This is a genomic window from Streptomyces sp. NPDC048191 (assembly GCF_040652655.1).
In the GTDB taxonomy this organism is placed as follows: domain Bacteria; phylum Actinomycetota; class Actinomycetes; order Streptomycetales; family Streptomycetaceae; genus Streptomyces.
This window is the reverse complement of the sequence record NZ_JBEZMO010000004.1, coordinates 200,956-223,295: the sequence shown is the minus strand read 5'-3', so window position 1 is coordinate 223,295 and position 22,340 is coordinate 200,956. Positions and strand designations below refer to the sequence as shown.

The 22,340-nt window shown below is 71.0% G+C and carries 21 protein-coding genes and 2 pseudogenes; 11 read left to right on the top strand and 12 right to left on the bottom strand.

From position 1 onward, the window contains the following. Positions 1 to 17: 17 nt before the first annotated feature. Both AB0D93_RS09640 and AB0D93_RS09635 read right to left on the bottom strand, forming a co-directional pair. On the bottom strand, positions 18 to 887 hold the full coding sequence (locus tag AB0D93_RS09640) for a dioxygenase (RefSeq protein WP_362115749.1): 870 nt from the start codon (positions 885 to 887) through the stop codon (positions 18 to 20). Further along, complete coding sequence (locus AB0D93_RS09635; RefSeq protein ID WP_362115746.1) at positions 880 to 2,013, bottom strand: maleylacetate reductase; 1,134 nt, start codon at positions 2,011 to 2,013, stop codon at positions 880 to 882. The genes AB0D93_RS09640 and AB0D93_RS09635 overlap by 8 nt, the downstream gene beginning before the upstream one ends. Positions 2,014 to 2,607: 594 nt before the next feature. On the opposite strand from AB0D93_RS09635, the gene AB0D93_RS09630 reads away from it, so the two are divergent. The 8 genes from AB0D93_RS09630 to AB0D93_RS09595 all read left to right on the top strand — a co-directional run bounded on the left by AB0D93_RS09630 (position 2,608) and on the right by AB0D93_RS09595 (position 10,950). Further along, on the top strand, positions 2,608 to 3,468 hold the full coding sequence (locus AB0D93_RS09630; protein ID WP_362115743.1) for a DMT family transporter: 861 nt from the start codon (positions 2,608 to 2,610) through the stop codon (positions 3,466 to 3,468). 149 nt (positions 3,469 to 3,617) lie between these two features. Then, entirely contained in the window at positions 3,618 to 4,373 is a 756-nt protein-coding gene (locus AB0D93_RS09625) for a CoA transferase subunit A (protein ID WP_362115740.1), read from the top strand. Continuing rightward, on the top strand, positions 4,373 to 5,017 hold the full coding sequence (locus AB0D93_RS09620) for a CoA transferase subunit B (protein WP_362115737.1): 645 nt from the start codon (positions 4,373 to 4,375) through the stop codon (positions 5,015 to 5,017). Before AB0D93_RS09625 ends, AB0D93_RS09620 begins: the two co-directional genes overlap by 1 nt. Further along, positions 5,014 to 6,216, top strand: coding sequence for a thiolase family protein (locus AB0D93_RS09615; protein ID WP_362115734.1), 1,203 nt, complete (start codon positions 5,014 to 5,016; stop codon positions 6,214 to 6,216). The genes AB0D93_RS09620 and AB0D93_RS09615 overlap by 4 nt, the downstream gene beginning before the upstream one ends. A gap of 40 nt (positions 6,217 to 6,256) precedes the next feature. Then, positions 6,257 to 8,494 carry a SpoIIE family protein phosphatase gene (locus tag AB0D93_RS09610; protein WP_362115731.1) on the top strand — a complete coding sequence of 746 codons (2,238 nt, stop codon included), beginning with the start codon at positions 6,257 to 6,259 and terminating at the stop codon, positions 8,492 to 8,494. A 77-nt stretch (positions 8,495 to 8,571) separates the two neighbouring features. Beyond that, positions 8,572 to 9,261, top strand: a complete 690-nt coding sequence (locus tag AB0D93_RS09605; RefSeq protein ID WP_362115728.1) for a TetR/AcrR family transcriptional regulator — start codon at positions 8,572 to 8,574, stop codon at positions 9,259 to 9,261. Next, on the top strand, positions 9,258 to 10,013 hold the full coding sequence (locus AB0D93_RS09600; RefSeq protein ID WP_362115725.1) for an SDR family oxidoreductase: 756 nt from the start codon (positions 9,258 to 9,260) through the stop codon (positions 10,011 to 10,013). The genes AB0D93_RS09605 and AB0D93_RS09600 overlap by 4 nt, the downstream gene beginning before the upstream one ends. A 58-nt stretch (positions 10,014 to 10,071) precedes the next feature. Next, positions 10,072 to 10,950, top strand: coding sequence for an ABC transporter substrate-binding protein (locus tag AB0D93_RS09595; protein WP_362115722.1), 879 nt, complete (start codon positions 10,072 to 10,074; stop codon positions 10,948 to 10,950). Between the two features lie 35 nt (positions 10,951 to 10,985). Here AB0D93_RS09595 and AB0D93_RS09590 read toward each other — a convergent pair whose 3' ends face one another. After that, entirely contained in the window at positions 10,986 to 11,966 is a 981-nt protein-coding gene (locus tag AB0D93_RS09590) for a pirin family protein (RefSeq protein ID WP_362115719.1), read from the bottom strand. Between the two features lie 402 nt (positions 11,967 to 12,368). Between AB0D93_RS09590 and AB0D93_RS09585 the strand changes: the two genes are divergently transcribed. Further along, the gene (locus AB0D93_RS09585; RefSeq protein ID WP_362115716.1) at positions 12,369 to 13,220 is read left to right on the top strand and encodes an NmrA/HSCARG family protein; all 852 of its coding nucleotides are present in this window, start codon (positions 12,369 to 12,371) and stop codon (positions 13,218 to 13,220) included. Between the two features lie 92 nt (positions 13,221 to 13,312). Here AB0D93_RS09585 and AB0D93_RS09580 read toward each other — a convergent pair whose 3' ends face one another. The 4 genes from AB0D93_RS09580 to AB0D93_RS09565 all read right to left on the bottom strand — a co-directional run bounded on the left by AB0D93_RS09580 (position 13,313) and on the right by AB0D93_RS09565 (position 17,655). Beyond that, a complete protein-coding gene (locus AB0D93_RS09580; protein ID WP_362115713.1) occupies positions 13,313 to 14,524 on the bottom strand; it encodes a polysaccharide pyruvyl transferase family protein in 1,212 nt (403 codons plus the stop codon). A gap of 105 nt (positions 14,525 to 14,629) precedes the next feature. Continuing rightward, entirely contained in the window at positions 14,630 to 15,007 is a 378-nt protein-coding gene (locus AB0D93_RS09575) for a VOC family protein (protein ID WP_362115710.1), read from the bottom strand. Between the two features lie 291 nt (positions 15,008 to 15,298). Beyond that, on the bottom strand, positions 15,299 to 16,294 hold the full coding sequence (locus AB0D93_RS09570) for an NADPH:quinone reductase (protein ID WP_362115707.1): 996 nt from the start codon (positions 16,292 to 16,294) through the stop codon (positions 15,299 to 15,301). 170 nt (positions 16,295 to 16,464) lie between these two features. Next, positions 16,465 to 17,655, bottom strand: a complete 1,191-nt coding sequence (locus tag AB0D93_RS09565; RefSeq protein ID WP_362115704.1) for an acyl-CoA dehydrogenase family protein — start codon at positions 17,653 to 17,655, stop codon at positions 16,465 to 16,467. 453 nt (positions 17,656 to 18,108) lie between these two features. On the opposite strand from AB0D93_RS09565, the gene AB0D93_RS09560 reads away from it, so the two are divergent. Further along, the gene (locus AB0D93_RS09560; RefSeq protein WP_362115701.1) at positions 18,109 to 18,495 is read left to right on the top strand and encodes a DUF2267 domain-containing protein; all 387 of its coding nucleotides are present in this window, start codon (positions 18,109 to 18,111) and stop codon (positions 18,493 to 18,495) included. A 98-nt stretch (positions 18,496 to 18,593) separates the two neighbouring features. On the opposite strand, the gene AB0D93_RS09555 is transcribed toward AB0D93_RS09560, so the two are convergent. The 5 genes and pseudogenes from AB0D93_RS09555 to AB0D93_RS09535 all read right to left on the bottom strand — a co-directional run bounded on the left by AB0D93_RS09555 (position 18,594) and on the right by AB0D93_RS09535 (position 21,398). Further along, positions 18,594 to 19,277: an alpha/beta family hydrolase gene (locus AB0D93_RS09555; protein WP_362115698.1), complete on the bottom strand. Its 684-nt coding sequence runs from the start codon at positions 19,275 to 19,277 to the stop codon at positions 18,594 to 18,596. 150 nt (positions 19,278 to 19,427) lie between these two features. After that, positions 19,428 to 19,619: pseudogene (locus tag AB0D93_RS09550) on the bottom strand (substrate-binding domain-containing protein); the annotation flags it as partial. Between the two features lie 225 nt (positions 19,620 to 19,844). Further along, a complete protein-coding gene (locus AB0D93_RS09545; protein WP_362115695.1) occupies positions 19,845 to 20,609 on the bottom strand; it encodes an alpha/beta hydrolase in 765 nt (254 codons plus the stop codon). Positions 20,610 to 20,841: 232 nt separating this feature from the next. Continuing rightward, positions 20,842 to 21,036, bottom strand: a pseudogene (locus AB0D93_RS09540) (transcriptional regulator); the annotation flags it as partial. 104 nt (positions 21,037 to 21,140) lie between these two features. Beyond that, positions 21,141 to 21,398 (bottom strand): hypothetical protein, encoded by a 258-nt coding sequence (locus AB0D93_RS09535; RefSeq protein ID WP_362115692.1) that lies wholly within the window; start codon positions 21,396 to 21,398, stop codon positions 21,141 to 21,143. 6 nt (positions 21,399 to 21,404) lie between these two features. On the opposite strand from AB0D93_RS09535, the gene AB0D93_RS09530 reads away from it, so the two are divergent. Continuing rightward, complete coding sequence (locus tag AB0D93_RS09530; RefSeq protein ID WP_362115688.1) at positions 21,405 to 22,304, top strand: LysR family transcriptional regulator; 900 nt, start codon at positions 21,405 to 21,407, stop codon at positions 22,302 to 22,304. The last annotated feature ends 36 nt before the right edge of the window (positions 22,305 to 22,340 follow it).

Genomic DNA, 22,340 nt, shown 5'->3' with positions numbered 1-22,340 from the left:
TGGTGGCGCCGTGGGGATCAGTCCGTGACGAGGGGTTCGAGGACGAAGGTGTGGCGCAGCAGGGTGTACGGGACCTCGGTCGTTCCCCGGTAGGGCCCGGAGTCGGCCGCGTACGTGTCGTAGCACTCGATCAACGACTGCCTGACACCGAACACCGGATCGGTGTCCAGGTACGGGTCGTCCGAGGGGAAGAGCATGGTGGTCACGCGCTGGAATCCAGAAGCCTCGATCAGCAGGTGCACATGGGCGGGACGCATGAGCGACCTGCTGGTCGCGCTCATGAGTTCGCCGACCGGGCCGTCACCGGGGATCGGGTAGCTGGACGGGCGAATGGAACGGAAACCGAAGTGCCCCGTCCCGTCAGTACGGAACAGCGCGCGCATGGCCGGCTCGTCCAGGCCGGGCACCTCCATGTCGTAGTGGCCGTCCGAGTCGCTGTGCCAGACGTCCACCGCCGCATCTGCGACCGGCGCTCCCTCGTGGTCCACGACCCGTCCCTCGAAGAACAGCGGGGTACCGGGCAGACCTCCGGAGATGTCGGCGGCGTCGGCCTGCTGCGGCCGGTCCTCCCTGAAGTACGGGCCCAGCACGCTGTTCTGCGTGGCCTGACTGGGGCGTCGGTTGGTCAGGGCGTCGACCAGCATGGTGACGCCGAGCACGTCGGACAGCAGGATGAACTCCTGACGCGTCGGAGTGCACGTCTGCCCGGTGCGCGTCAGGAAGTCGACTCCCCGGGCCCATTCATCCTGCGTCAGTTCGACGTCGCGGACGAAGGCGTGCAGGTGCCGCACCAGTGATTCCAGGATCTCGGCGACGCGGGAATCCTTGGTGTTCCGCATGGTCGAGATCGCGGCCTCGGTGATGGTGTCGCTGGTCAGATCACGCATGACGCGCTCCCGTGATGGTTGGGTGGTGGGTCGCGGACATGGTCCGGGGATGTCCGTCGCCGGGTGATGTGCACGGCTGCTGCCCTGCCCAGGCGCGGGCCAGGAGGGCGCGTACCGCCGTCCGTTCGACCGGTCGCGGGTTCCAGTAGCCGTCGCGCACGATGAGTTCGGCCGCCTGCTCGATGCCCGATTCCGGCATGCCGAGGTCCCGCAGTGCCCGGGGGACGCCGAGCCTTCCCGCGAAGTCGAAGAGACCGCTGGCGGCATCAACCGCCGACAGCGCCTTCGCGATGCGTGCCATGGCCTCGGGCGCCGCCGGTGCGTTGTAGGCGACCACGTGCGGCAGGACGACAGCGTGGGTTTCGGCGTGCGGAAGCCCGAACGTGCCGCCCAGCACATGGCACACCTTGTGATGCAGGGCCATGCCCACCGTGCCCAGGCACGTGCCGGCCAGCCACGCCCCGTGCAGGGCGTCGGCCCGCGCCTCGCGGTCGTCGGGACGTTGCGCGACGACCGGGAGGGAGCGGATGAGGGATTCGAGCGCTTCACCGGCCATCAGGAAGGCGAGCGGGTCCCGGTCCTGTGCGTAGAGGGCCTCCACGGCGTGCGCCATCGCGTTGATGCCGCTGACCACCGATGCCGCCGCGGGAAACGTGAACGTCAGGTCGACGTCGTACACCACGGTCTTCGGCAGCACTTCCGGCAGTCGGCGGGTCGTCTTCCGGCGCCCTTCGGTCTCTCCGAGGATCGGCGTCATCTCCGAGCCGGCGTACGTGGTGGGCAGCGCCAGCTGTGGCAGCCCGGTCCGTAGGGCGATCGCCTTGCCGAGGCCGATCGTCGAGCCACCGCCGATGGCGAGGACCGAGTCCGCTCCCACGGTCCTGGCATATGCGACCGCGTTCTGCGTGACCTCGACGGGGGTGTGCGGAGCAGCTTCCGTGAAGGTTCCCACCGCCGCCGTACCCAGTACGTCGTGTACCTCCGCTGCCTGGCCCGCTTGACCGGGTGTGCACAGGATGAGCACCCGACGGCATCCGAGGGCATCAGCCTCTTCAGGGATACGGCTGCGCGTACCGCTGCCGAAGACCACCTTGGTGATCTGTCCCCGATGCACGAATGTCTTCATGAGTATTTCCCCAGTGCCGCCGTCTGCTTGGAAACAAGACTCTCGATGCTTGAATGACGGGGGTCAACGGAATCCGCGAGGGATAACGAGCGCCGGCGGTGAAATACCTTGTTCGTGGGACAGGCGCCGCGCGCGGGCCTCCGGCTCTCGACGGATATCACCCATCTACGGGATGCCGGGGGTGCCCAGGAACTGGGATGGTGGATCCGGAAGTCTGCCAGGCGGCATATGCCTGTCGAAATCACCGAAACGACGTCCGATCGGGCCGCATTGACGGGCGGCGAGGGTTCACGCAAGGGAGCGTGCAAACCCAGGAATCCGGGCGCTTTTCGTGCGTTTCCCAGGCCAGGTGCCGGCAGCCCGGCACGCACCTGATCCCCGGCTGGTGATCGAGGTCACCCGGGACGACGGCGGCAGACGGGATGCACGCAGGGGCCATCGGTGTTCCAGGAGCGCATTGCCCACCCATTGACAGCCCTCCGACCCGGCGTCCGGGACAGCCCCGGGCCGGAGGGCGCGAGATCTTCTCGCAGGGCCCTGAACGACCCAGAGCGATCGATCATCGATCAATGAATTCGCCGACAGGAGGCAACGATGCTGACCGTGCTGTCGCCGATCTTCGCTCTCCTCGCAGCTGCAACCAACGCTCTGGGAACGGTGATGCAGCGCCGGGCCGCCATCCTCGTCCCGCAGCCCAACGCTCTGCGCATCGGCCTCATGTGGGACCTGCTGCGCACCCCGGTCTGGCTGCTCGGCATAGGCGGGGTCGTCCTCTCGGCGATGTTCCAGGGCGCCGCGCTGGCCACCGGTGCGCTGGCGATCGTGCAGCCGCTCTTCATGCTGGAGTTGCCGTTCGTGCTGCTGCTCGCGAGCGTCGTCTTCGGGCGCCCGTTGCCCAAGGCCGACTGGCTGCCCGTAGGGAGTATCGCCGTCGGCCTTGGCCTGGCGCTGTTCGCGGCAGCGCCGACCGGTGGCACTCTCCGGGTCCCTGCGGCCCGGTGGACGGCGGTGGGAACCTGCTGCCTGCTCGCCGTGGCGGTGCTGTGCAGCGTCGCGGTCAAGCTGCCCAACGGCCCTGGCCGCGCCGCGTGCCTGGGGTCGGCCGCTGCCGTCTCCTACTCCCTCACTGCCGCGCTCATGAAGTCCTCGACCGTCGTCCTCAGCCGCCAGGGCATGGGTGCCTTCTTCGCCGCATGGCAGACCTACGCGTTCGCCGCTCTCGGCGTGTGCGCCCTGTTCCTGCTGGAGAACGCCATGCAGTCCGGACCACTGGTCGCCTCCCAGCCGGCCCTGACCCTCGGCGACACACTGGTGAGCCTGGCTCTCGGTGTCACGCTCTACGGGGAAAGGCTCCGTGGTGGCTGGTGGCTGACCCTGCAGGTATTCGGGCTCGCGCTGGTGGCGTATGGGGTGACCCGCCTGTCACGTCAGCATCTCATTCCCGCAAGGACGTAAAATACCGGTTCGGTGCAACAAAGGCCGGCATCACAACCCTGTGATCGCAGCCAATATCGCCGATCTGCGGGATGGCCAAGTGAACCGTGGCCTCGGACCGTGGATTCAGGTCTCCAGAATTCACGCGAGCATGTGAGGATCCGAAGCATATGGACAAATTGGTCAATACAGCCCTGGAGGCCGTGGCGGATGTGCCGGATGGCGCGTCGTTGGCCGTGGGTGGGTTCGGGTTGAGTGGCGTGCCGAACGTGCTGATCCAGGCACTGTACGAGCGGGGCGTCGGCGGGTTGTCGATCGTCTCGAACAACTGCGGGGCCATGGATTCGGGCCTGGCTGTACTGCTCTCGGCAGGCCGGATCGGACGGGTGACGGGATCGTATGTCGGGGCGAACAAGGAATTCGCGCGGCAGTACCTGGCCGGGGAGCTGGAGGTGGAGCTGATCCCGCAGGGCACGCTCGCCGAACGGCTGCGCGCCGGGGGTGCCGGCATTCCCGCGTTCTACACCCCGGCCGGGGTGGGCACGCAGGTCGCCGAGGGCGGACTGCCCTGGCGCTACGACGGCTCCGGCGGGGTCGCGCTGGCCTCGCCGGCCAAGGAGGTGCGGGACTTCGACGGCACCGAGTACGTGCTAGAGCACGGCATCCGCACCGATTTCGCACTGGTGCGGGCCGCGAAGGGCGACCGGCACGGGAACCTGGTGTTCCGCAAGTCCGCCCGCAACTTCAACCCCCTCGCGGCCATGGCCGGCAAGGTCACCATCGCGGAGGTGGAGGAACTGGTCGAACCCGGCGAGATCGAGCCGGACGCGGTGCATCTGCCCGGCATCTTCGTCCAGCGGGTGCTGGTCCTCACCCCGGAGCAGGCGGCCGACAAGAAGATCGAGCGGCGGACGGTGAGCAGCTGATGGCCTGGACTCGTGAGGAGATGGCTGCCCGCGCCGCGCGTGAGCTGTACGACGGCCAGTACGTCAATCTCGGCATCGGCCTGCCCACGCTGATCCCGAACTACCTGCCGCCAGGGATGGAGGTGATCCTGGAGTCGGAGAACGGCATCCTGGGCACCGGCCCCTACCCGGGTGAGGGCGAGGTCGACCCGGATCTCGTCAACGCCGGGAAGGAGACCGTCACGGTCCTGCCAGGTGCTTCCTTCTTCGACTCGGCGCTGTCATTCTCGATGATCCGCGGCGGCCACATCGACGTCGCGGTGCTGGGTGCCATGCAGGTCTCCGAGCAAGGAGACCTGGCGAACTGGGCGATCCCCGGAAAGATGATCACGGGGATCGGCGGCGCCATGGACCTGGTCCACGGTGCCCGCACGGTCGTCGTCGTCATGACGCACACCGCCAAGGACGGCTCGCCGAAGATCCTCACCGAGTGCGCGCTGCCGCTGACCGGGAGGCGCTGCGTGAACCGGATCATCACCGACCTCGGTGTCCTCGACGTCACCGACGAGGGGCTTGTGCTGGTCGAGTGCGCACCGGCCGTCGACGTCGAGGAGATCATCGCCAGGACCGACGCCAAGCTGACCGTCACGGAGGGCCTGCTATGAACCCCGTTTACATCGTCGACGCCGTACGCACGCCGATCGGACGCTACAACGGCGGCCTGGCCTCCGTACGCCCCGACGACCTGGCCGCCCAAGTCCTCCGCGAACTTCTCGCCCGCATACCCCAGTTGGATCCCGAGCGTATCGAGGACGTGTACTTCGGCAACGCCAACGGCGCCGGCGAGGAGAACCGCAACGTCGCCCGCATGGCGGCGCTGCTCGCCGGCCTGCCCACCAGCGTGCCCGGGGCGACGGTCAACCGGCTGTGCGCCTCCGGACTCGAAGCCGTGATCCAGGCCGCCCGCGCCATCGCCGTCGGCGACTCCTCCGTCGCCGTCGCCGGCGGCGTCGAGTCCATGACCCGCGCCCCCTACGTGCTGCCCAAGAACGACAGGCCGTTCCCGGCCGCCCACGCCGAGCTGTACTCCACCACGCTGGGCTGGCGGATGGTGAACCCGGCGATGAACCCGCAATGGGCCATCCCCCTCGGGGAGTCGGCCGAGCTGATCGCCGAAAAGCACGAGATCAGCCGTGAGCAGCAGGACGAGTTCGCCCTGCACAGCCATCAGAAGGCCGCCGCCGCCCAGGAAGAGGGCCTGTTCGAAGCTGAGTTGGCGGCCGTCCCCGTCCCGCAGCGCAAGGGCGACCTCCAGCTGTTCGCGGCCGACGAGTGCGTACGCCCCGACGCCTCCCTCGCCGCGATGGCGAAGCTGAAGCCGGCCTTCCGTACCAAAGACGGCACAGTGACGGCTGGTAACGCCTCCCCGCTCAACGACGGAGCCGCCGCCCTGCTGTTGGCCGACGAGGAGGGCGTGAAGGCCACCGGCCGCGAGCCGCTGGCGCGCGTCTGTGCGACGGGAGTGTCCGCGATCGACCCCGACTACTTCGGCCTCGCCCCCGTCGAAGCCGTCAACCGGGCCCTGACCAAAGCCGGCCGGACCTTCGCCGACCTCGACGTACTGGAGCTGAACGAGGCCTTCGCCGCCCAGGTCCTCGGCTGCCTCGCCGAGTGGCCCGAGTTCGACACGGCGATCCTCAACCCCCAGGGCGGCGCCATCGCGCTCGGCCACCCCCTCGGCGCCTCTGGCGCCCGCCTGGCCGGCACCGTCGCCCACCAGCTCGCCCGCCGCGGCACCGGCACCGGCGTGGCCACCCTCTGCATCGGCGTGGGCCAGGGACTCGCCCTCGTCCTCGAACGCTGACACGCATGGGACGAGCAGACCGTCGCGGGGAACAGCGTCCGTGACCGGGATCGGCAGCGGCTTCCGCGCGGCACGGCAGGTGCGGACGTACGGTACTGGTATGTGCGCCATGCGGGAAGGCGGCACGGCGCAGCCCGATGGGCCCCGTCCCCCTTCGCCCACCGCCGGTTCCCTGCGCCGTGCCGAGCTGGACCGGCTGCTGGAGCTCGCCGTGCGTGACACGGGCGTACACGCGGGAGCGGTCTTCCTGCTGGCGTCCGACGGGCAGACTCTGCGGCTGGAGGTGACCGCAGGGATGCCGGCGGAGTATCTCGCGCCCTGGTTCGGGGTTCCGCTGTCGAGCCGCTTTCCCGTGACCGATGCGGTGCGCGAGCGGCAGCTCGTCTGGCTCGGCGACCCGGAGGAGCTCGCCCGTCACTACCCGCGCACGGCGATCGCCCTGCCCTACCACCATGCGGTGGCCGCTGCACCGCTCCTCACCGGCACCACGGTCTGGGGCGCACTGCTGCTGTTCTGGCCCGGCACCGGCTCCACCCGTGCCGACGGCCCGAGCCCTGAACGGGTCCGTGCCGCCGGTCGGCGTCTGGGACGGTTCCTGCGCGACGCCGCCGACACTGGCCATGCCGTCGGCCCGGGACCCACACCCCGCACCCTGGTGCAGCCGCCCGCCCGCAAGCGCGGGCCGGCCGAGGCGCTCGCCGCGGCCGACCTCGTCGAGCGGCTGCCCTGGGGCAGTTGTTCCCTCGACCTCGAGGGCAGGTTCACCTACGTCAGCGCCACCGCCGCCGCCCTCCTGGGCGCGAGCAGCCCCGACGATCTGATCGGCACGCGTCCCTGGCAGTCCTTGCCCGGGCACACCGACCCGGCCTTCGAGGACCACTTCCGCGCCACCGTGGTCAGCCGGAAGCCCGGTTACTACACCGCCATGCACCCACCGGACCAGTGGCTCGCGTTCGAGCTCTACCCCGACGATTCGGGGGTAAGCGTCCGCATATCGCCGACCGGTCCGGGCGGAGACTCACAGCCGGCGCCCACCAGGACGGAAACGTTCCAGGGCGAGCCGATCCGCCTGGGCGAGGTCTACCGGGTACTGCACCTGGCCGCCGCCCTCTCCGAAACCGTGGGCGTCTCGGACGTGGTCGATCTGGTCACCGAGGAGATGCTGGCGGCGTTCGGAGCCCGGACCGTCGCCCTGCTCGCAGCCGAGAACGGCAGAATGCGGGTCATCGGCCGCAGCGGCTACAACCCCTCGCTGCTCGAACACTTCGACGGCGTGCCGCTGACCCACCCGGCACCCGCGGTCCGGGTCCTCGCCACCGGCGTGCCCAACTTCTACGCCTCCTTCGACGAGCTGTCCCGGGCCTACCCGCCCGCCCCGCACCAGAAGGGTCTGCATGCCTGGGCGTTTCTGCCGCTGATCGCCTCCGGGCGTCCGGTGGGCTCGTGCGTGTTCGCCTTCGACCGGCCCCAACCCTTTCCCGACCAGCAGCGGGTCGTCTTCATCGCGCTCGCGGGCCTGATCGCGCAGGCGCTGGAACGGGCCCGCCTGTACGACACCAGCAACGAACTCGCCAAGACCCTGCAGGCGGCCCTGCTCCCCGACTCGCTGCCCGACCTTCCCGGACTGGATGTGGCGGCCCGCTATCTGCCCAGCGTCCGCGGCATGGACATCGGCGGCGACTTCTACGACCTGGTCCGGGTCGACGACAGCACCGCCGCCGCGGTCATCGAAGACGTCCAGGGCCACAACGTCAACGCCGCCGCGCTCATGGGCCGGGTGCGCCCCGCCATCCGCTCGCACGCCGCCGCGGGGGCCACGCCGTCACAGGCTCTCGCCCAGGCCAACCGCCAGCTGGTCGCCATGGACCCGGGCCGCTTCGTCAGCTGCCTCTACGCCCATCTCGACCTCGCACACCGCCGAGCCGACCTTGCCACCGCCGGCCATCCCCCGCCCGTTCTGCGTCGCCCGGACGGTCACGCCGAGATCCTTCGGCTCCCACCCGGCGTGCTGCTCGGCATCGACCCCGACGCGGACTATCCCGCCACAGAGATCCCGCTGACCCCCGGCACCGTCCTCGCCCTGTACACCGACGGCCTCGTCGAGACTCCCGGGGTCGACATGGACGACGCCATGTCAGGGCTCGCCACCCAGCTCGCCCGGGCCCCGGACCAGCCCATGGACCGGCTCGCCACGACCCTGATCGACCATGCACGGCAGACCGCGCCCCGGACGGACGACATCGCCCTGCTGCTCATCGGGATTGCCACCGCCGGATAGCGCGCCCCGGCCGGGCTTGCACGGCAGGCACTGCGGCCGCACGGCATGCCTTGACAGCGCAGGGACCGAGGGCAACGATGGGAACCATGGAAACTAATTCGGTTTCTTCAGTTTCCCCCAGTGACGAGCGGCGTGCGGACGTGATCGTGGAGGCGGCCGGCCGGCTGTTCTTCGGGTCGGGTTTCGCGCGGGTGAGCATGGACGATCTCGCTCGTGAGCTCGGGATGAGCAAGAAGACGATCTACCGTCATTTCCCGGACAAGCGCAGTCTGCTGGCCACGGTGCTGGACCGCCAGTTCGCCGCGGTGGAGCGCACGCTGGTGGCGGCGACCGAGGACGCGGCAGGGCAGCCGTTCGCCGTGCGGGTGCAGCGGTTCCTGATCGCGGCGGGCAGTGAACTCGGGCGGATCGGCGCGCCTCAGCTCGCGACCGGGCGGGGCGACGCGATGCTGCGCCAGTACGTGGAGCAGCGTGTGGACGCGGTGGTCTACCAGCGGCTCGACGAGCTGTTCCGGGAGGGACACCAGCAGGGCTTGCTGCCGGCGCCGCCCGAACTGCTGAGTGAGATCACCCGCGGCGCGTTGGAGCGGCTGCTCATGTCGGAGTTGCCGCGCGATCTGGACTGGACCGCGGCCGATCTGCTGCGGGCGACCGTCGACACCGTGCTGTACGGGGCGATCCGCCCGACAGGCCAGGGCATCGACGAGGAACAACCCCGGGCGGTCATCCCGACAGCCCGCGACGACGAGCAGGAGGTGGGCCGATGACCGGGACGACCGGCCGGGTGGCGTTGGTGACGGGGGCCAGCAGCGGAATCGGCGCGGCCACCGCGCGACTTCTGGCCGCGCGAGGAATGCGCGTGGTGGTCAACTACCTCCGCAACACCAAGGCGGCCGAGGAGGTCGTGGCCGACATCGAGGCCGCGGGCGGCCAGGCCCTGGCCGTGCAGGCCGACGTGCGCGAGGAGGCGGCCGTCGAGAGCATGGTCGGACAGGTCCAGGCGGCTTGGGGCGGCATCGACGTGCTCGTGCACAACGCGCTCATCCCGTATGCGGTCAAGCCGTTCCAGGACATGACGTGGGAAGAACTGGGCGGCAAGATCGACGCCGAGATGCATGCGGCGTTCGCGGTCACCAAAGCCGTACTGCCCACGATGACCGAACGAGGGTGGGGACGCCTCATCTATCTCGGCACCGGACTCAGCCGCCTGCCTCGGGCGGGCATGATCGCGCTGGGCGTTTCCAAGGCCGCACTCGAGCAGTTCGCCCGGTATCTCGCCCAGGAACTCGGCCCGCAGGGCATCACGGTCAACGTCGTCTCGCCCGGCCCGGTGGAATCCCGCACTGCCGATGCCGTGCTCGACGACGCGACGAGGCAGCGGCAGGTGGCCGCCACCCCCTTGGGCCGCCTGGCCCACCCGGCCGATGTCGCCCAAGCGGTCGCCTTCTACGCCGCCGAGGACAACTCCTTCATGACCGGCACCACGGCCGCGGTCAACGGCGGCTTGGCCATGTACTGACACCGCGCTGACCTCCGCACACGCGGCCGAAACCTTAAACAATCAAGGAAAGACGTTCATGCACACGATCGACCTGGCCTACGTCGGACGGGGCCTGCACGAAGAACTCGCCGCCTACATCGCCGACCAGCAGGACTACTACGCCGACGAAGGGGTCCACGTCGCGCTGCGCGACGGCTGCACCTGGGACGTGGAACGACTTCGCCGCTGCGCCACCATCGGGCTCGGCCGGGCGCTGCTGTCACGACTGACCGACGGCACCCCGTGGGTCGCACTCAGTGTCAACACCCAACGCCCGCTGTTCTGGTTCCTCGCCCGCCCCGGCCTGACCTCGCTGGCCGACCTGGCCGGGCGGCGGCTGGCGATCCACGCCCCGCACACCCCGCCCGGCGCGTTCGCCCGGATCGTGCTGCGCAAGGCCGGCCTCGACCCGGACCGCGACGTGAAGACCATCGTCCGCTCGCCCGGCGACTACGGCATGGACCTGCGCCGGCTCAACGACGGCAGCATCGACGCCGCCTACGTCGGCAGCACCATGGCACCGGAGGCGGTGGCCGCTGAGCACGGCTGGAACGTGCTGGCCTGGGTCGGCGACCACTTCCAGATTCCCACCGTGGGCGTGGCCGTCGACCCCACCTACATTCATCCGGACGACCCTGCGGTCCAGGCCGTCGTACGAGCCCACCGGCGCGCCCTGCAGGTGATCCACGACGACCCGGACACCACGGTGCGGCACATGCGGACGTTCCTCGGCGGACAGACCGCGGAAGAAGCCCGAGCCCACTACGACACGTTCATCGCGCCGTACTTCACCACGGACGGCCAGGCCGACCTCGCCGTCGGCGACAAGGCGATCAGCGCGGTCGCCGACGAACTCGGCGTCCCCGCCACCGTCACCGCGGCCGACTTCTACCGCACCGCCACCACCACAGCTTAGGAATCAGGACCTCACGGGCGAGGACGCCCGTCGTGTCAATGAAGGTTCCGTCGCGGTTTCAACGGGACCTTGGGAAGCTCGGGCGCCGGCAGCGGAGCACCGTCGTACCCCTTCACCGAACCGAACCGATCACCCGACATCCACTCATCACGAGCCCGTGCGATCTCTTCATGTGACCGGCAGATGAAGTTCCACCACATGACGATCTCCTCCTCGAACGGGATTCCGCCGAGCAGCACCGTCCGGGCACTGTCGTCCGACTCGTTCGTCAGGGTCAACGCGTCGAGGCCGGGTGCGACGTAACCCAGCTCCGCCGGGCCCACGACGGTGTCGGCCAGGCGCACCTCTCCCCGGTCGACCAGGAGGCCGTGCTCGAAACCGGGGTCCACGGCGAGCGTGAGGGTCGCGCGCGGCGCCAGGACGATCTCGGCACCGAGCAGGGGGGTGAAGGTCCGCACCGGGGAGACGCTGCCGGCGAGGGAACCGAGGAAGACCCTGACCTCGGCCCCGTCGATCCGCACGGGCTCGGGCGCGTAGTGCTGGAAGTCCCGTCCGGTGTCGCGGTGTTCCTCCGGCAGCGCCACCCACAGCTGCACGCCGTGCAGGACGGTGGTCCGAGCGGTGGAGACCTCCGAGTGGGCGATGCCGTACCCGCCCGTCATGAGGTTCAGCTCGCCGGGCCTCACATGGGCGTGGTTGCCCATGCTGTCCCGGTGCTCGATCTCCCCGGTGAACAGCCAGCTCACCGTCTGCAGTCCGGTGTGCGGATGCGGGGCGACGTCCATGCCGCCCGTCGCCGAGACGTCGTCGGGGCCGTAGTGGTCGGCGAAGCACCAGGCGCCGATCAGGGTACGGGCCCGCTGCGGCAGGGTGCGGCGTACGGTCATCGCCCGGGGGCCGCCGAGGGGCACATGGCGCGGGGTCAGCACGTCGACCCGCGCCGTCCGCGCCGGCCGCCGGCCGTCCGCTTCTCCACCGCATCGCAGTTCCGTGGGTTCCGCTTCTACGTTGCTCACCGTGGACCGCCTCCCGCCTTGGTAGTTCTATATTCAACTATGATGTCATGATCATAGACCGCAGCACGGATTCGTCCCGCAAACCACCCAGCGCCGCTTCTGCCGACCGGCCGCCTCGCTCATCCCCGCCGGAGATGACCGCCACCCCGAACCATCGCACCGGAGCGGGAAGCGAAGAGCCGGGCCGAGCGCCTGCCCCCATGGGTGGGCGTCTGCGTCATGCCCCCGTCCATCGCCGGCCGCTTCCCCGACCCGACCACGGCGAGGTGTCCGGCCGCGGTCGCGGCGCTGCTGCGACACATCACCTGACCGCCGGGCGTGTCGCGGGGGCGCGCACTACCGTCGTTACGGTCGGCCCGAAGATCCGTCGCGGCGTCCGTACATGAGGAAAGGAAGTCCTCCGTGCCCGATGAGCCGATCTTGGTGCTTGCGGCGACCGGTGGTCAGGGCCGGGCCGTGACCGACGCGCTGCTGTCCCGCGGGGCCCGGGTCCGCGCGCTGGTGCGCGACCCTGCGCGCGGATCGGCCAGGGAACTGGCCGAGCGAGGTGCCGACGTGGTGGCGGGGTCCTTGAGCGATCGCGAGTCGCTCACCTCCGCGATGCGCGGTGTGGCGGGGGTCTTCGCGTTCACCACCCCCTTCGAGGCCGGCCCGGAGGCGGAGGTGGACCAGGGCCGGGCGATCCTGGCCGCGGCCGGCACAGCGCGCGTGCCTCATCTCGTGTTCAGCTCGGTCGCTGGGGCCGACCAGCACAGCGGCGTACCGCACTTCGACAGCAAGGCGCGGATCGAAGCCGAACTGGTCTCCGGCGATGTGCCCCATACGATCCTGGGCCCGACCTACTTCTTCGACAACGCGCTGGGCGGAGCGGAGCGCATCGCCGACGGTGTCCTGGACCTGCCGTTGCCGCCCGACCGGCCGTTGCAGCAGCTGGCCCGGCCCGACCTCGGTGCGTTCGCGGCGGAGGTGCTGCTGCGTCCCTCCCCGTATGTGGGGCAACGCATCGAACTGGCAGGCGACGCGCCCACTCCCGCGCAGATGGCGGCCGCGCTCGGCGCGGCGCTGGGCCGGGAGGTCCGCCATGAGCAGGTGCCTCTGACCGCGGTGGTCAACCCGGACATGCATGCCATGTGGTCGTTCCTCAACGGGCCCGGGTACCGCGTCGACATCCCCGCCCTGCATGCCGCTCATCCGGACATCCACTGGACCACGTTCGCGGACTGGGCACACAGGACGTTCACGTCGGCCCCCTGAGGGAATAGGTCCGCGGCGGCACGATCCGTACGTCCGGGCTGGGCCGACGCGGGCCGTCACAGTGGCTGCCCGCAGGGGGAACGCCGAGGCTGTCAGCGAGTGGTGCCGAGCAACGACGTGAGTGTCTCGGTGAAGGCGGCCCCGGAATGGTCGGCGTGGTCGCGGATCCGTGCGGCGACGGCACGGGCTCCGCCCCCTTCCACCAGGTGTACGACGCGGTCGGCGCGGCGCTCATGGGCCTCCCGGGTGTCGGGGAGGGTGGTCAGATAGAAGTCCGTGGCGTCGTACGCCATGTGGAACACGTGCTTCTTCACGTCACTGAGCGTCAGGTAGTCGTCGTCGGTCGTCGGAACCGGTTCCGGGGCGCCCACGCACAGGACCGGGGTGCCCGCGCCCCATGCGTTGACGCACAGGTGGTAGGTGTCGGTGATGACCAGCCGGTAGCGGGAGAGGACTCGCAGGAGGTCACCGACAGTGGGGGTACCCGGGCGGACCGGGATGTGGCCGACTCCGGAAGGGATGTCCCGGTCGAACCAGGGCAGCCATTCGAGCGGGGCTCCCAGGCGATCGGAAAGGCCCTCACAGAAGCCGGGCAGCCAGGCGGGGATCCGGGTACGAGCGCCGAGGAACACACCGATCGCGGCACTGTCCGGGGCGTCCTCCGACCATGCCGTGGTCGGCAGGTGGTCGAGGTCGCCCGGACGGGACAGAAGTGCCGCGTCCGAACCGAAGTAGTCGGTCGTACGGTCCCGGCGCAGGTGCGCGATCTTGGCCGCGGACAGCGGGTCACGCATCCAGACCCGGTGGCTCCGCGTCATCAGCCGGGAGAACAGCGGCCCGTATTCCTTGTCCTCGTAGTCGGACTGCGTGTTGTGCAGGATCGTCCCCCCGTAGCTGAGGGTCCGGGCGAGGAGTTCGTCCGGCTGGTCCGCGAGGAGCAGGGTGCGGTTCAGCAGGGTCCGGGCTGTGGCGCGGTCCTCGGCGACACCGAAGTCGAGCAGGCGGTTCGTCGCGTCCTGCGCCAGATAGTGGCGTGTGTGAAGGAAATCACCCCAGAAGACGACCGCGTCATGGTCGCGGAGCGCGTCGAGGTGCTCGGTCAGCGCATGGAAGCGGAAGGGGAAATCGGTTCCGTGCGCCCCCGCACGCAGTGGCACGGTCTCCGGCGGGTGCAGGGTGAACCAGGTCGGGTCGATCTCGGTGCCCATGCGTCGCCGCAGGGACTCGAAGGCCAGGTCGACGGTCAGCATTCCTGTGTTGCGGTACCCGATGTTGGGCGCGGTGATGACGGCGACGCGTGCCATGTGTGTCGTTTCCCCTTAGCCGTTGCCGGCGCCTAGCGGTGTTGCGCGGTCCGCCGCCAACGTACACATCCGCGTCGGTCCGATGTCGGGCCACCCCCGGCAACGTCAGCCGTCCGCACGCTCCGCCGCGCCGCGTTCCACGCAGAACTCGTTGCCCTCGGGGTCGTGCAGCGTCACCCATCCGCTTCCGTCCGGCCTGCGGTGGTCGCCCTGTAGCGTGGCACCGAGCGCGAGCAGGCGCTCGACCTCCTCGTCCCGGGTGCGGTCCTGGGGCTGGAGGTCCAGATGCACGCGGTTCTTCACCGACTTGCGGTCCTCGACCCGGACGAACAGCATGGTGGCCGAAGCGGATGTGACCAGGGCTTCCGGATCCCCCGGAAAGTCGTCGTCGGCGAGCGAGCCGCCCAGGGCCCGGGCCCAAAAGCCCGCGAGGGCATAGGGATCGGCGCAGTCGACGGTGACGTGACGGATCAGGGAAGTCATGTACCAACCCGATCACGAGTGTCCGTCCGGCGTCCAGGGGTTGCCGTCCATCGGCCCACCGTGTGGCCGGTCACGAGGCCCGCGGATCACTGTCGCGGAGCGGTGGCGTACTGCGCCTCCGAGCCGTCCGGCTGGTGGACCACGGCACCCATCGCCTCGTCGGTCAGGGCCACTTGGTCGCATGTGTGCGCATACGGCCGGCCGAGCGGTGCGCGACGCGACCTGCTCGATCCGGCGGTCGACCGGTCTTCTGGTCTGCCGCCTCCTCGGCGGCAGGCCCGACGCCGTTCTTCAGCCCGCGAGGGTCGGAAGGTCCGTCCGCAGAACGGCGCGTCGGCCGCCCAGTTGGCCCTGCTCCATCCGCGCGTGCACCTTGGCCGTCGCGCTGAGCGGGAAGATCTCGATACTCCGTGGGAGCAGCGCGCCCCGGCCGAACAGGTCGTTGATGTACGCGGCGGCTTCGGCGAGTTCACCGGACGTCGCGTGGGAGATCACGAACCCCAGGACGGAGCGGTCGTTCATGTACAGCGCCCCGGCGGGCAGCACGGGGCGGGTCCGGGCGCCGGCGAGCAGCACGACGCGTCCCCGGTGGGCGAGCAACTCCACCGTGGTTTCCAGGTCGTTGACACCCGCCGTGTCCAGACACAGGTCCACCCCCTGTGGCGCCGCCCCGCGGATCCGCTCGGTCAGTTCCGGATCCCGGTAGTCGAACACGTCGGCCGCGCCCAACTCGGCGCAGTACTGCGTGTCCCGCGAGCCGGCCGTGGCGAGGACACGGGCGCCGGCCCGCACCGCCATCGTCACCAGCGCGCTGCCGACATTGCCGGCGGCGCCGGCGACGAGCACGGTCTCGCCCACGCGGAGCCGGCCGTGGACGAACAGCGCCAGATAGGCGGTCGCCGCCGGATGGACGACAGCCACCGCCGCGTACGGATCGACTCCCCCGGGCAGGTGGTACAGCCGGTCGGCCGCCACCACGGCCTGCTCCGCGGCCGCGCCCTGCCTGCCACCGTGTCCGAGGCTGTTGCACCACACCCGGTCCCCGGCACGGAAGTCCGTGACGCCCCGGCCCACCTCGGCAACGGTGCCGACCAGGTCACGGCTCACGACGAAGGGGAAGTCCATCGGTGTGGCGAAGAGGCCCGACCGGACGAACGTGTCCACCGGATTCACCGTCGTGGCCAGCACGTTCACCAGTACGTCGGTGGGACCGGGCCGGGGCGCGACGATATCGCCGTACCGGATGGCGTCCGCCGCACCCGGTCCCTCAATGTACGCAGCACGCATGGCGCCAATGTTTCCACTTCGGTGCCCGAAGCGGTCACCAGCGCACCGCGGTGAAGTGGACGAGCCGCGGCCGCAGTTCGCCGGTGCGTGCGGCCAGCCGGCGCGGCCGCCGGGCCGTGTCCTCGACGGACGGGCGCCGTCTCCCCCGTCCGACCGTATCCGCGAGGAGGTCAGCGCCCCGGCTCCGCGCCCTCGACGCCCAGTGCCCAGGCCCCGTAGGCCGCCCCTGCGGTTTCGAACGAGAAGATCAGATGAGACGCGGCGGTGTTGACGTCCCGCCAGAACCGCTGGACGGGGTCGGAGTCGAAGTGGCCCGAGGTTCCGGTGCCGCGGAAGAGCCGTTCCACGGCGGACACCGACAGTTCGACCGCCAGCGCGAAGTCCCTCGCTCCGCGGACCGCCGCCTCGCCCTCCTTGGTCTCCTCGACCCCGTCGGCGACCCTCGCGGCCCGCTGGGCGAGGAGTTCGGCGGCGTCCACCTCGGCGGCCGAGCGCGCCAGGTCGATCTGCACCGACGGCTTCTCGCGCAGCGGGGCGCCGCGCCGGTCGGCCCGCCGCGTGTTCTGCTCGGCCGCGGCCCGCACGCCACCCCGCGCGGCGCCCACTACGGGGACGGCCAGCGGCAGCGCGTTGACGGCATGCATCGGCACGGTGTGGCAGCGGGCCTCGGAGGCCGTCGCCCGGCCCGCGTTGATGTCGAGCCTCGACAGCGTCAGGTGCTCGGGCACGAACACGTCGTCCAGCACCATGGTGTCGCTGCCCGTGCCGCGCATGCCCAGCGTGAACCAGGTGTCCTTGACGGTGATGTCCGCCTGCGGCACCGCGAAGAACCGCACCTCGCCGCGCCCGTCGGGGCCCACCCTTCCGGGAACGGCGGAACAGGCGAAGACCCAGTCGGCGAATCGCACCCCGCTGATGTACTTCCACTCACCGCTGAGCCGCCAGCCGCCGGAGACGCGCTCCGCCTTCCCGGCCGGCATGAGCGCGCCCGCCATCAGGGCGTCCGGCCCATCGCCCCAGAGCACCGCCTGCCCTTCCAGCGGCAGGTACGCGCCGTACCGGGCCGCGTACGCGGACAGGGAGGCGGCCCAGGCCGCCGAGGCGCAGCCCTCGCCGACCAGGGTCACCGCCGACGTCATGTCCACGAAACGGCCTTCCGTACCGCCGAAGGCGGCGGGCACGAAGTGCCGGGCGAAGCCGGCTTCCCGCACCGCCTCGACCACCTCGGGCACAAGCCGCCGGGCGGCCTCCGTCTCGCCGCTGCACCGCGCCGCGATCTGAGCCACACGGGGAGCAGCGGCGACGACCGCCGCCACGCTCGGCCTCTCGGCAAGGATCGTCGCTGTGCTGTCGCTGAGCATATGTTCGCCACCTCCACTGGGATGGCCGCAGTCTCTCCGGCCGAGCCCGCGACGGGCGGCACCCGAGCCCGGGACCGGCCCGTCAATCACCCGACCGGCGTCGCTCCCCCCTGCGGGCGGTCCGCGCCGGCCCCGCGGCCAAGGCGGTCCGCGCCGGCCCCGCGGCCAAGGCGGTCCGCGCCGGCCCCGCGGCCAAGAAGGAGGCCGCACCGGTCATCCCGGCGCCCTCGGCCGTCCGGACCGTCCTCGGCCGTGCCGTCTCCGGGCGGCGGGCCCGTCGTCGTGCGCTGTCCGACGACGCCCCCGTACCGCCCGTCACCTTGCGTAGGTGGCCAAGTGCGGGGCGTTCTCCCACGTCAACGGGTGGGGACAACCCGTTTTCGAGGGGCCCGCGAGGGGCATACGGCGGGTGATGGTCCGTCGGATGGCCTGCGAGGACAGTGGGAGGCCGCCGTGCAACTGGAGGAGTTCCTGGCCCAGGTCCGCGATCGCGGAGAGTACCGCAGCCGGGAGGAGGCGGAGCAGGTCTGCGAGGCGGTCCTGTGGGTGCTCGCCACCCGGATCGCCCCGAAAGAGGCCGACGACCTGGCGGCGCGGTTGCCCGCCCCGCTGGACGACGCCCTGCGTCTGGACCGCGGGCGTCCCGAGTCGTTCGACTGTGAGGAGTTCCTCCGGCGGGTGTCCGTGCAGACCGGCGCCCAGCCGCGCACCGCGGAGTGGGACGCGGACGCCGTGCTGTGCACGGTCGCCGACGCGGTTCCCGACGCGGAGCTCGACCATCTCCTGTCCGCGCTGCCGGCCCGCTACGCCGAGTTCTTCGGCCGGCTGAGCCCGGGCTGACACCGTCCGGGCCCGGGCCGGCGGAGCTGGTGGGTGTCCGTCCCGGCTCGGCGAGCCTCCGGGCCGCCGACCCGGTGCCGACTGCCGTACCGCCCCGGTCATTCGTCCTGCTGCGCCGCCTGCCCGGGCTCCCGCTTCTCGCCGAGGCGGGCGTCGCACCACTGCCTCGCCGTCTCCGCGACCTCCTCCAGGGCGCCGGGCTCGGCGAACAGGTGCGTCGCCCCCTGCACGACGGTGATCGTGTGCGGGGCCCGCAGGCGCCGGGCCGCCGCCTCGTTCAGCTCCTGCACCTGCTCGTCCTGGCCGCCGACGATGAGCAGGACCGGGACCGGCACCTGCTCCAGGGCGTCCCCCGCCAGATCGGGCCGGCCGCCGCGCGACACCACGGTCAGCACCCGGCCCGGCCGCTCGGCCGCGGCCGTCAGCGCCGCGGCGGCGCCCGTGCTGGCGCCGAACAGGACGACGGGGAGGCCACGGGTGTCGGGCTGGGTGTCCAGCCAGTCGATCGCGGCCACGAGCCGTCGGCCGAGGAGCGGGATGTCGAAGCGGTGCTCGGAGGTCAACGCGTCGTGCCGCTCCTCCCGTTCGCTGAGCAGGTCCATCAGCAGCGTCCCGAACCCGGAGGTGCGCAGTTCGGCGGCCACCATCCGGTTGCGCGAACTGTGCCGGGAGCTGCCGCTGCCGTGGGCGAAGAGCACGACGGCCCGCGCCGCGGTCGGGACGACCAGGTCGCCGGGGAGCGTGGCGTCTGTGGTGGGCACCAGAACCAAGTCGGAGATCATGGGCATCAGCCTCTTCCCTGTCGGCCGCTCAAGCGGATCGCGACGACCCGGATGTCCCCCACCATTGTGCGATCAGCCGGGTGGCAGCCGCATCCGCGGTGACCGTCAGGCGGGTGCGGCCGTGGTGCCGCGGACGAACAAACGCGGGGTGTGGTCTCCGGCGAGGATCCGTACCCGTTCGCCCAGTCCGTGGCGGCGCATGGCGGTGCGGTAGCCGCGCCGCCGGTCGGTCGCGATGACGCCCTTGCCGCCGTCGACGTGGACGATCTCGCGGTGGCCGAGCTGAACCAGGTGATCGACGATCTGCCCGACGTCGTCGTCCGCGGTGCGTACGACGTCCAGGCCGCCTGGACCGGGTCCTGCGTGCCCTGGCCGAGATCGGCCCGGAGACGGCCGTGAACATCGAGCACGAGGACGCCGCCTCCTCCCGGACCGACGGACTCGCCCTGGCCGTCAAGAACCTCCACAGCGCGGCTATGGCGCTCTGACCCGCCGGTGTGCGCCGTGTGTCCCGTTCCCGTCGGCCGACGGGAACGGGACACACGCGCGTCCGGCTACGGCGTCATGTCACGCCGTGGACGTGACGTCGCACCCGAGGTGCCGCGCGAAGAACCGCACCGCGCTGTCGGCCTCGAACCTGGGCGTTTGCTTGTGCCTGCCCGCGTTGGCGTGCAGCGTCTTCTCGTGCGAGGCGAAGGCGTCGAACAGCGCCAGAGCCGACTCGCGCGGGATGTGCTCGTCGTCCCACTGCATGTCGAACTCGACCGGGATGGTGATCTGCTTCGCCGTCTCGGCCAGGGCGTCGGGCCAGTGGAGACCGAAGACCGCGGCGGTGATCCTGGAATCGGCCGCCGCCAGCGGCACGCCGATCGCGGTGCCCATGTTCAGGCCGAAGTATCCGACCGGTCCGTCGGCGCCGATCTCCGGAAGTTCCTGGAGGGCGTCCAGGGTCGCCTGCCACTCGGGCACGGCGCGCTCCGCCAGGTGAGCGTTGTAGCGGACGACGACGGGGCCTTCCGGCTCGCCCGCCTCCCTCGCCTCGAACAGTGCGGCGATCTCCTGCTCGTCGTGCGCCGTACGCGGCCGGTCACCGTGACCGGGCGCGTCGATGCAGGCGACGTGGAAGCCGCAGCGGGTCACGAGCAGGTGTGCACGGCCCGTCATCGCGGGCCACTTCTTGTGGGTGCCGCCGCCGTGGCCCATCAGCACCAGGGGCGCGCGATCGGGGCCGGATGCGGGTGACCAGAGCACGCCGGGGATCTCGCCCACGGTGAAGTCGCGCTCGACGACTCCGTTCGACGTCGTCTCTGCGGTGAACTGTACGTAATTCATGAGGTGTTGCCTTTCGGGAGTGCCTTGTTGTCGGGGCACTCCCGGCGACACCTACGTCGATCGCCCGACCGTGACGGCGAGGGGGAGCACCCATACGGATACAGCGTTCACGGGTCTCACCTCCTCGGGCGGGTTCACGGCCGACTGCAAGCTACCAGTTCGATCACCAGCCTGCGCAACGCTTTTTCCTGTGGGCCGAGCAGGCCCTGTCCCCGGCCGGGCACGGCGGTTCTCAGTCGGCCGGTGCCGCCGAGGGGTGGTGCTCGGCGGCCCACGAGGCGAGGATGCGCAGCCGGTCGTGGGAGGGCGTGCCGGCCTCAGCGGTCCAGACGACCAGTTGCTGGTCGGGATCGGTGGTCGCGGTCAACGTGTCCCAGTCCAGAACGAGTTCGCCGGCGACGGGATGGTGCAGGACCTTGCTTCCCACGACCAGCTGGGCGGAGAAGGTCACCGACGAGCAGTACGGCGGCCCCCGTACCCGCAGCCACTGACCGGCGACGTAGATTCCCCGTACGCGTCGGGGAGAGCGGCTCAGCCGCCCTCGACCGTCGCGGTGAGTTCGTCCAGGTCCCGCGCTCCGGCCACGGCCCGCTCGACGACCGGCGCGGTCCGATCCGGAGCGGAGCACGTCCAGGAGCGGGCGCGCCACCGAGCGGGCGCGCCACCGAGCGGCTCGCGCCGCTGATGCTGCTGGGAAACCCAGGAGGTCCGGGCCGCGCCGTGCGCCCGCACGCGGGAGGCGGACCGCGCCGGACCGGGCGTGACACGCCTCGGACGGCATGGTGGCATGTGGGCATGGAACTGCGGGAGCTGCGGGCGTTCGTGGCGGTGGTGGAGGAGGGCGCACTGTCCGCCGCGGCACGGCGCCTGCACGTGAGTCAGCCGGCGCTGTCCCAGACGGTCAGCGGACTCGAGCGCCACCTGGGTGTGAAACTGCTGGTGCGCGGCAGCACCGGAGTGCGTGCCACCGATGCGGGCACGGCCCTGTTGACGGAGGCGCGCGCGGTGCTCGCCCGGCACGACCAGGCCCTGCGGGTGATGGCCCGGTACACCGGCCCGGGCGGCGGGGCGCTCCGGATCGGGATCCCGCTCGAACTGCCCACCGGCCTGCTCGATCCGGCGGTGGCCGAGCTGTCCGAGGCCCATCCGGACACCCGGGTGCAGGCCCGGCACCTGTCCACGGCCGAGCAGTTGGCGGCGTTGCGGGCCGGCGAGCTGGACGTCGGCCTCCTGCGGGAGCGTCCGGCGGGTCCGGAGTTCGACGCGCTGCTCGTCGTACGCGAGAAGCTGGGTGTCCTGCTGGCCGCCGAGCGGGCCGCGGAACTCGCCGGTCCCGACGGCATCGCTCTGGACGCGCTCGTGGGCCTGCAGTGGGTCGGCTTTCCACGGTCCGGCAGCCCCGCCTGGTACGACGAGCTGACCGCGATCCTGCGGGGTCACGGCCTGGACCTGGGGCCGGAGGCTCCCGAGGGGCAGGCTTTGATCGCCGATGTGAAGCTGGCGGCGGTCGCTTCGGGGCAGGCCTTCACGCTGGCGCCGCCCGACTGGCAGCAGCCCCTGCCCGACCACGTGACGTGGTCACCGCTGGTCGGGCATCCCCTCGTGCGGCGCACCTGGGCGGCCTGGCCGGCCGACTCGCGCCGCCGTGATCTCGGGTGCTTCATCGCCGCGCTCGACCGTACGCTGACCAACTGATCGGGCGCCCCCGCGGCAGACCGCAGGCTGCCTGCG

Excerpts from the sequence above, each read along its gene's own strand:
- AB0D93_RS09605 (WP_362115728.1), top strand. The coding sequence starts at position 8,572 with ATGGGAACCATGGAAACTAATTCGGTTTCTTCAGTTTCCCCCAGTGAC.
- AB0D93_RS09570 (WP_362115707.1), bottom strand. The coding sequence starts at position 16,294 with ATGCGTGCTGCGTACATTGAGGGACCGGGTGCGGCGGACGCCATCCGG.
- AB0D93_RS09575 (WP_362115710.1), bottom strand. The coding sequence starts at position 15,007 with ATGACTTCCCTGATCCGTCACGTCACCGTCGACTGCGCCGATCCCTAT.
- AB0D93_RS09555 (WP_362115698.1), bottom strand. The coding sequence starts at position 19,277 with ATGATCTCCGACTTGGTTCTGGTGCCCACCACAGACGCCACGCTCCCC.
- AB0D93_RS09600 (WP_362115725.1), top strand. The coding sequence starts at position 9,258 with ATGACCGGGACGACCGGCCGGGTGGCGTTGGTGACGGGGGCCAGCAGC.
- AB0D93_RS09580 (WP_362115713.1), bottom strand. The coding sequence starts at position 14,524 with ATGGCACGCGTCGCCGTCATCACCGCGCCCAACATCGGGTACCGCAAC.
- AB0D93_RS09545 (WP_362115695.1), bottom strand. The coding sequence starts at position 20,609 with ATGAATTACGTACAGTTCACCGCAGAGACGACGTCGAACGGAGTCGTC.
- AB0D93_RS09620 (WP_362115737.1), top strand. The coding sequence starts at position 4,373 with ATGGCCTGGACTCGTGAGGAGATGGCTGCCCGCGCCGCGCGTGAGCTG.
- AB0D93_RS09535 (WP_362115692.1), bottom strand. The coding sequence starts at position 21,398 with ATGCCACCATGCCGTCCGAGGCGTGTCACGCCCGGTCCGGCGCGGTCC.
- AB0D93_RS09615 (WP_362115734.1), top strand. The coding sequence starts at position 5,014 with ATGAACCCCGTTTACATCGTCGACGCCGTACGCACGCCGATCGGACGC.
- AB0D93_RS09530 (WP_362115688.1), top strand. The coding sequence starts at position 21,405 with ATGGAACTGCGGGAGCTGCGGGCGTTCGTGGCGGTGGTGGAGGAGGGC.
- AB0D93_RS09595 (WP_362115722.1), top strand. The coding sequence starts at position 10,072 with ATGCACACGATCGACCTGGCCTACGTCGGACGGGGCCTGCACGAAGAA.
- AB0D93_RS09640 (WP_362115749.1), bottom strand. The coding sequence starts at position 887 with ATGCGTGATCTGACCAGCGACACCATCACCGAGGCCGCGATCTCGACC.
- AB0D93_RS09565 (WP_362115704.1), bottom strand. The coding sequence starts at position 17,655 with ATGCTCAGCGACAGCACAGCGACGATCCTTGCCGAGAGGCCGAGCGTG.
- AB0D93_RS09635 (WP_362115746.1), bottom strand. The coding sequence starts at position 2,013 with ATGAAGACATTCGTGCATCGGGGACAGATCACCAAGGTGGTCTTCGGC.
- AB0D93_RS09625 (WP_362115740.1), top strand. The coding sequence starts at position 3,618 with ATGGACAAATTGGTCAATACAGCCCTGGAGGCCGTGGCGGATGTGCCG.
- AB0D93_RS09630 (WP_362115743.1), top strand. The coding sequence starts at position 2,608 with ATGCTGACCGTGCTGTCGCCGATCTTCGCTCTCCTCGCAGCTGCAACC.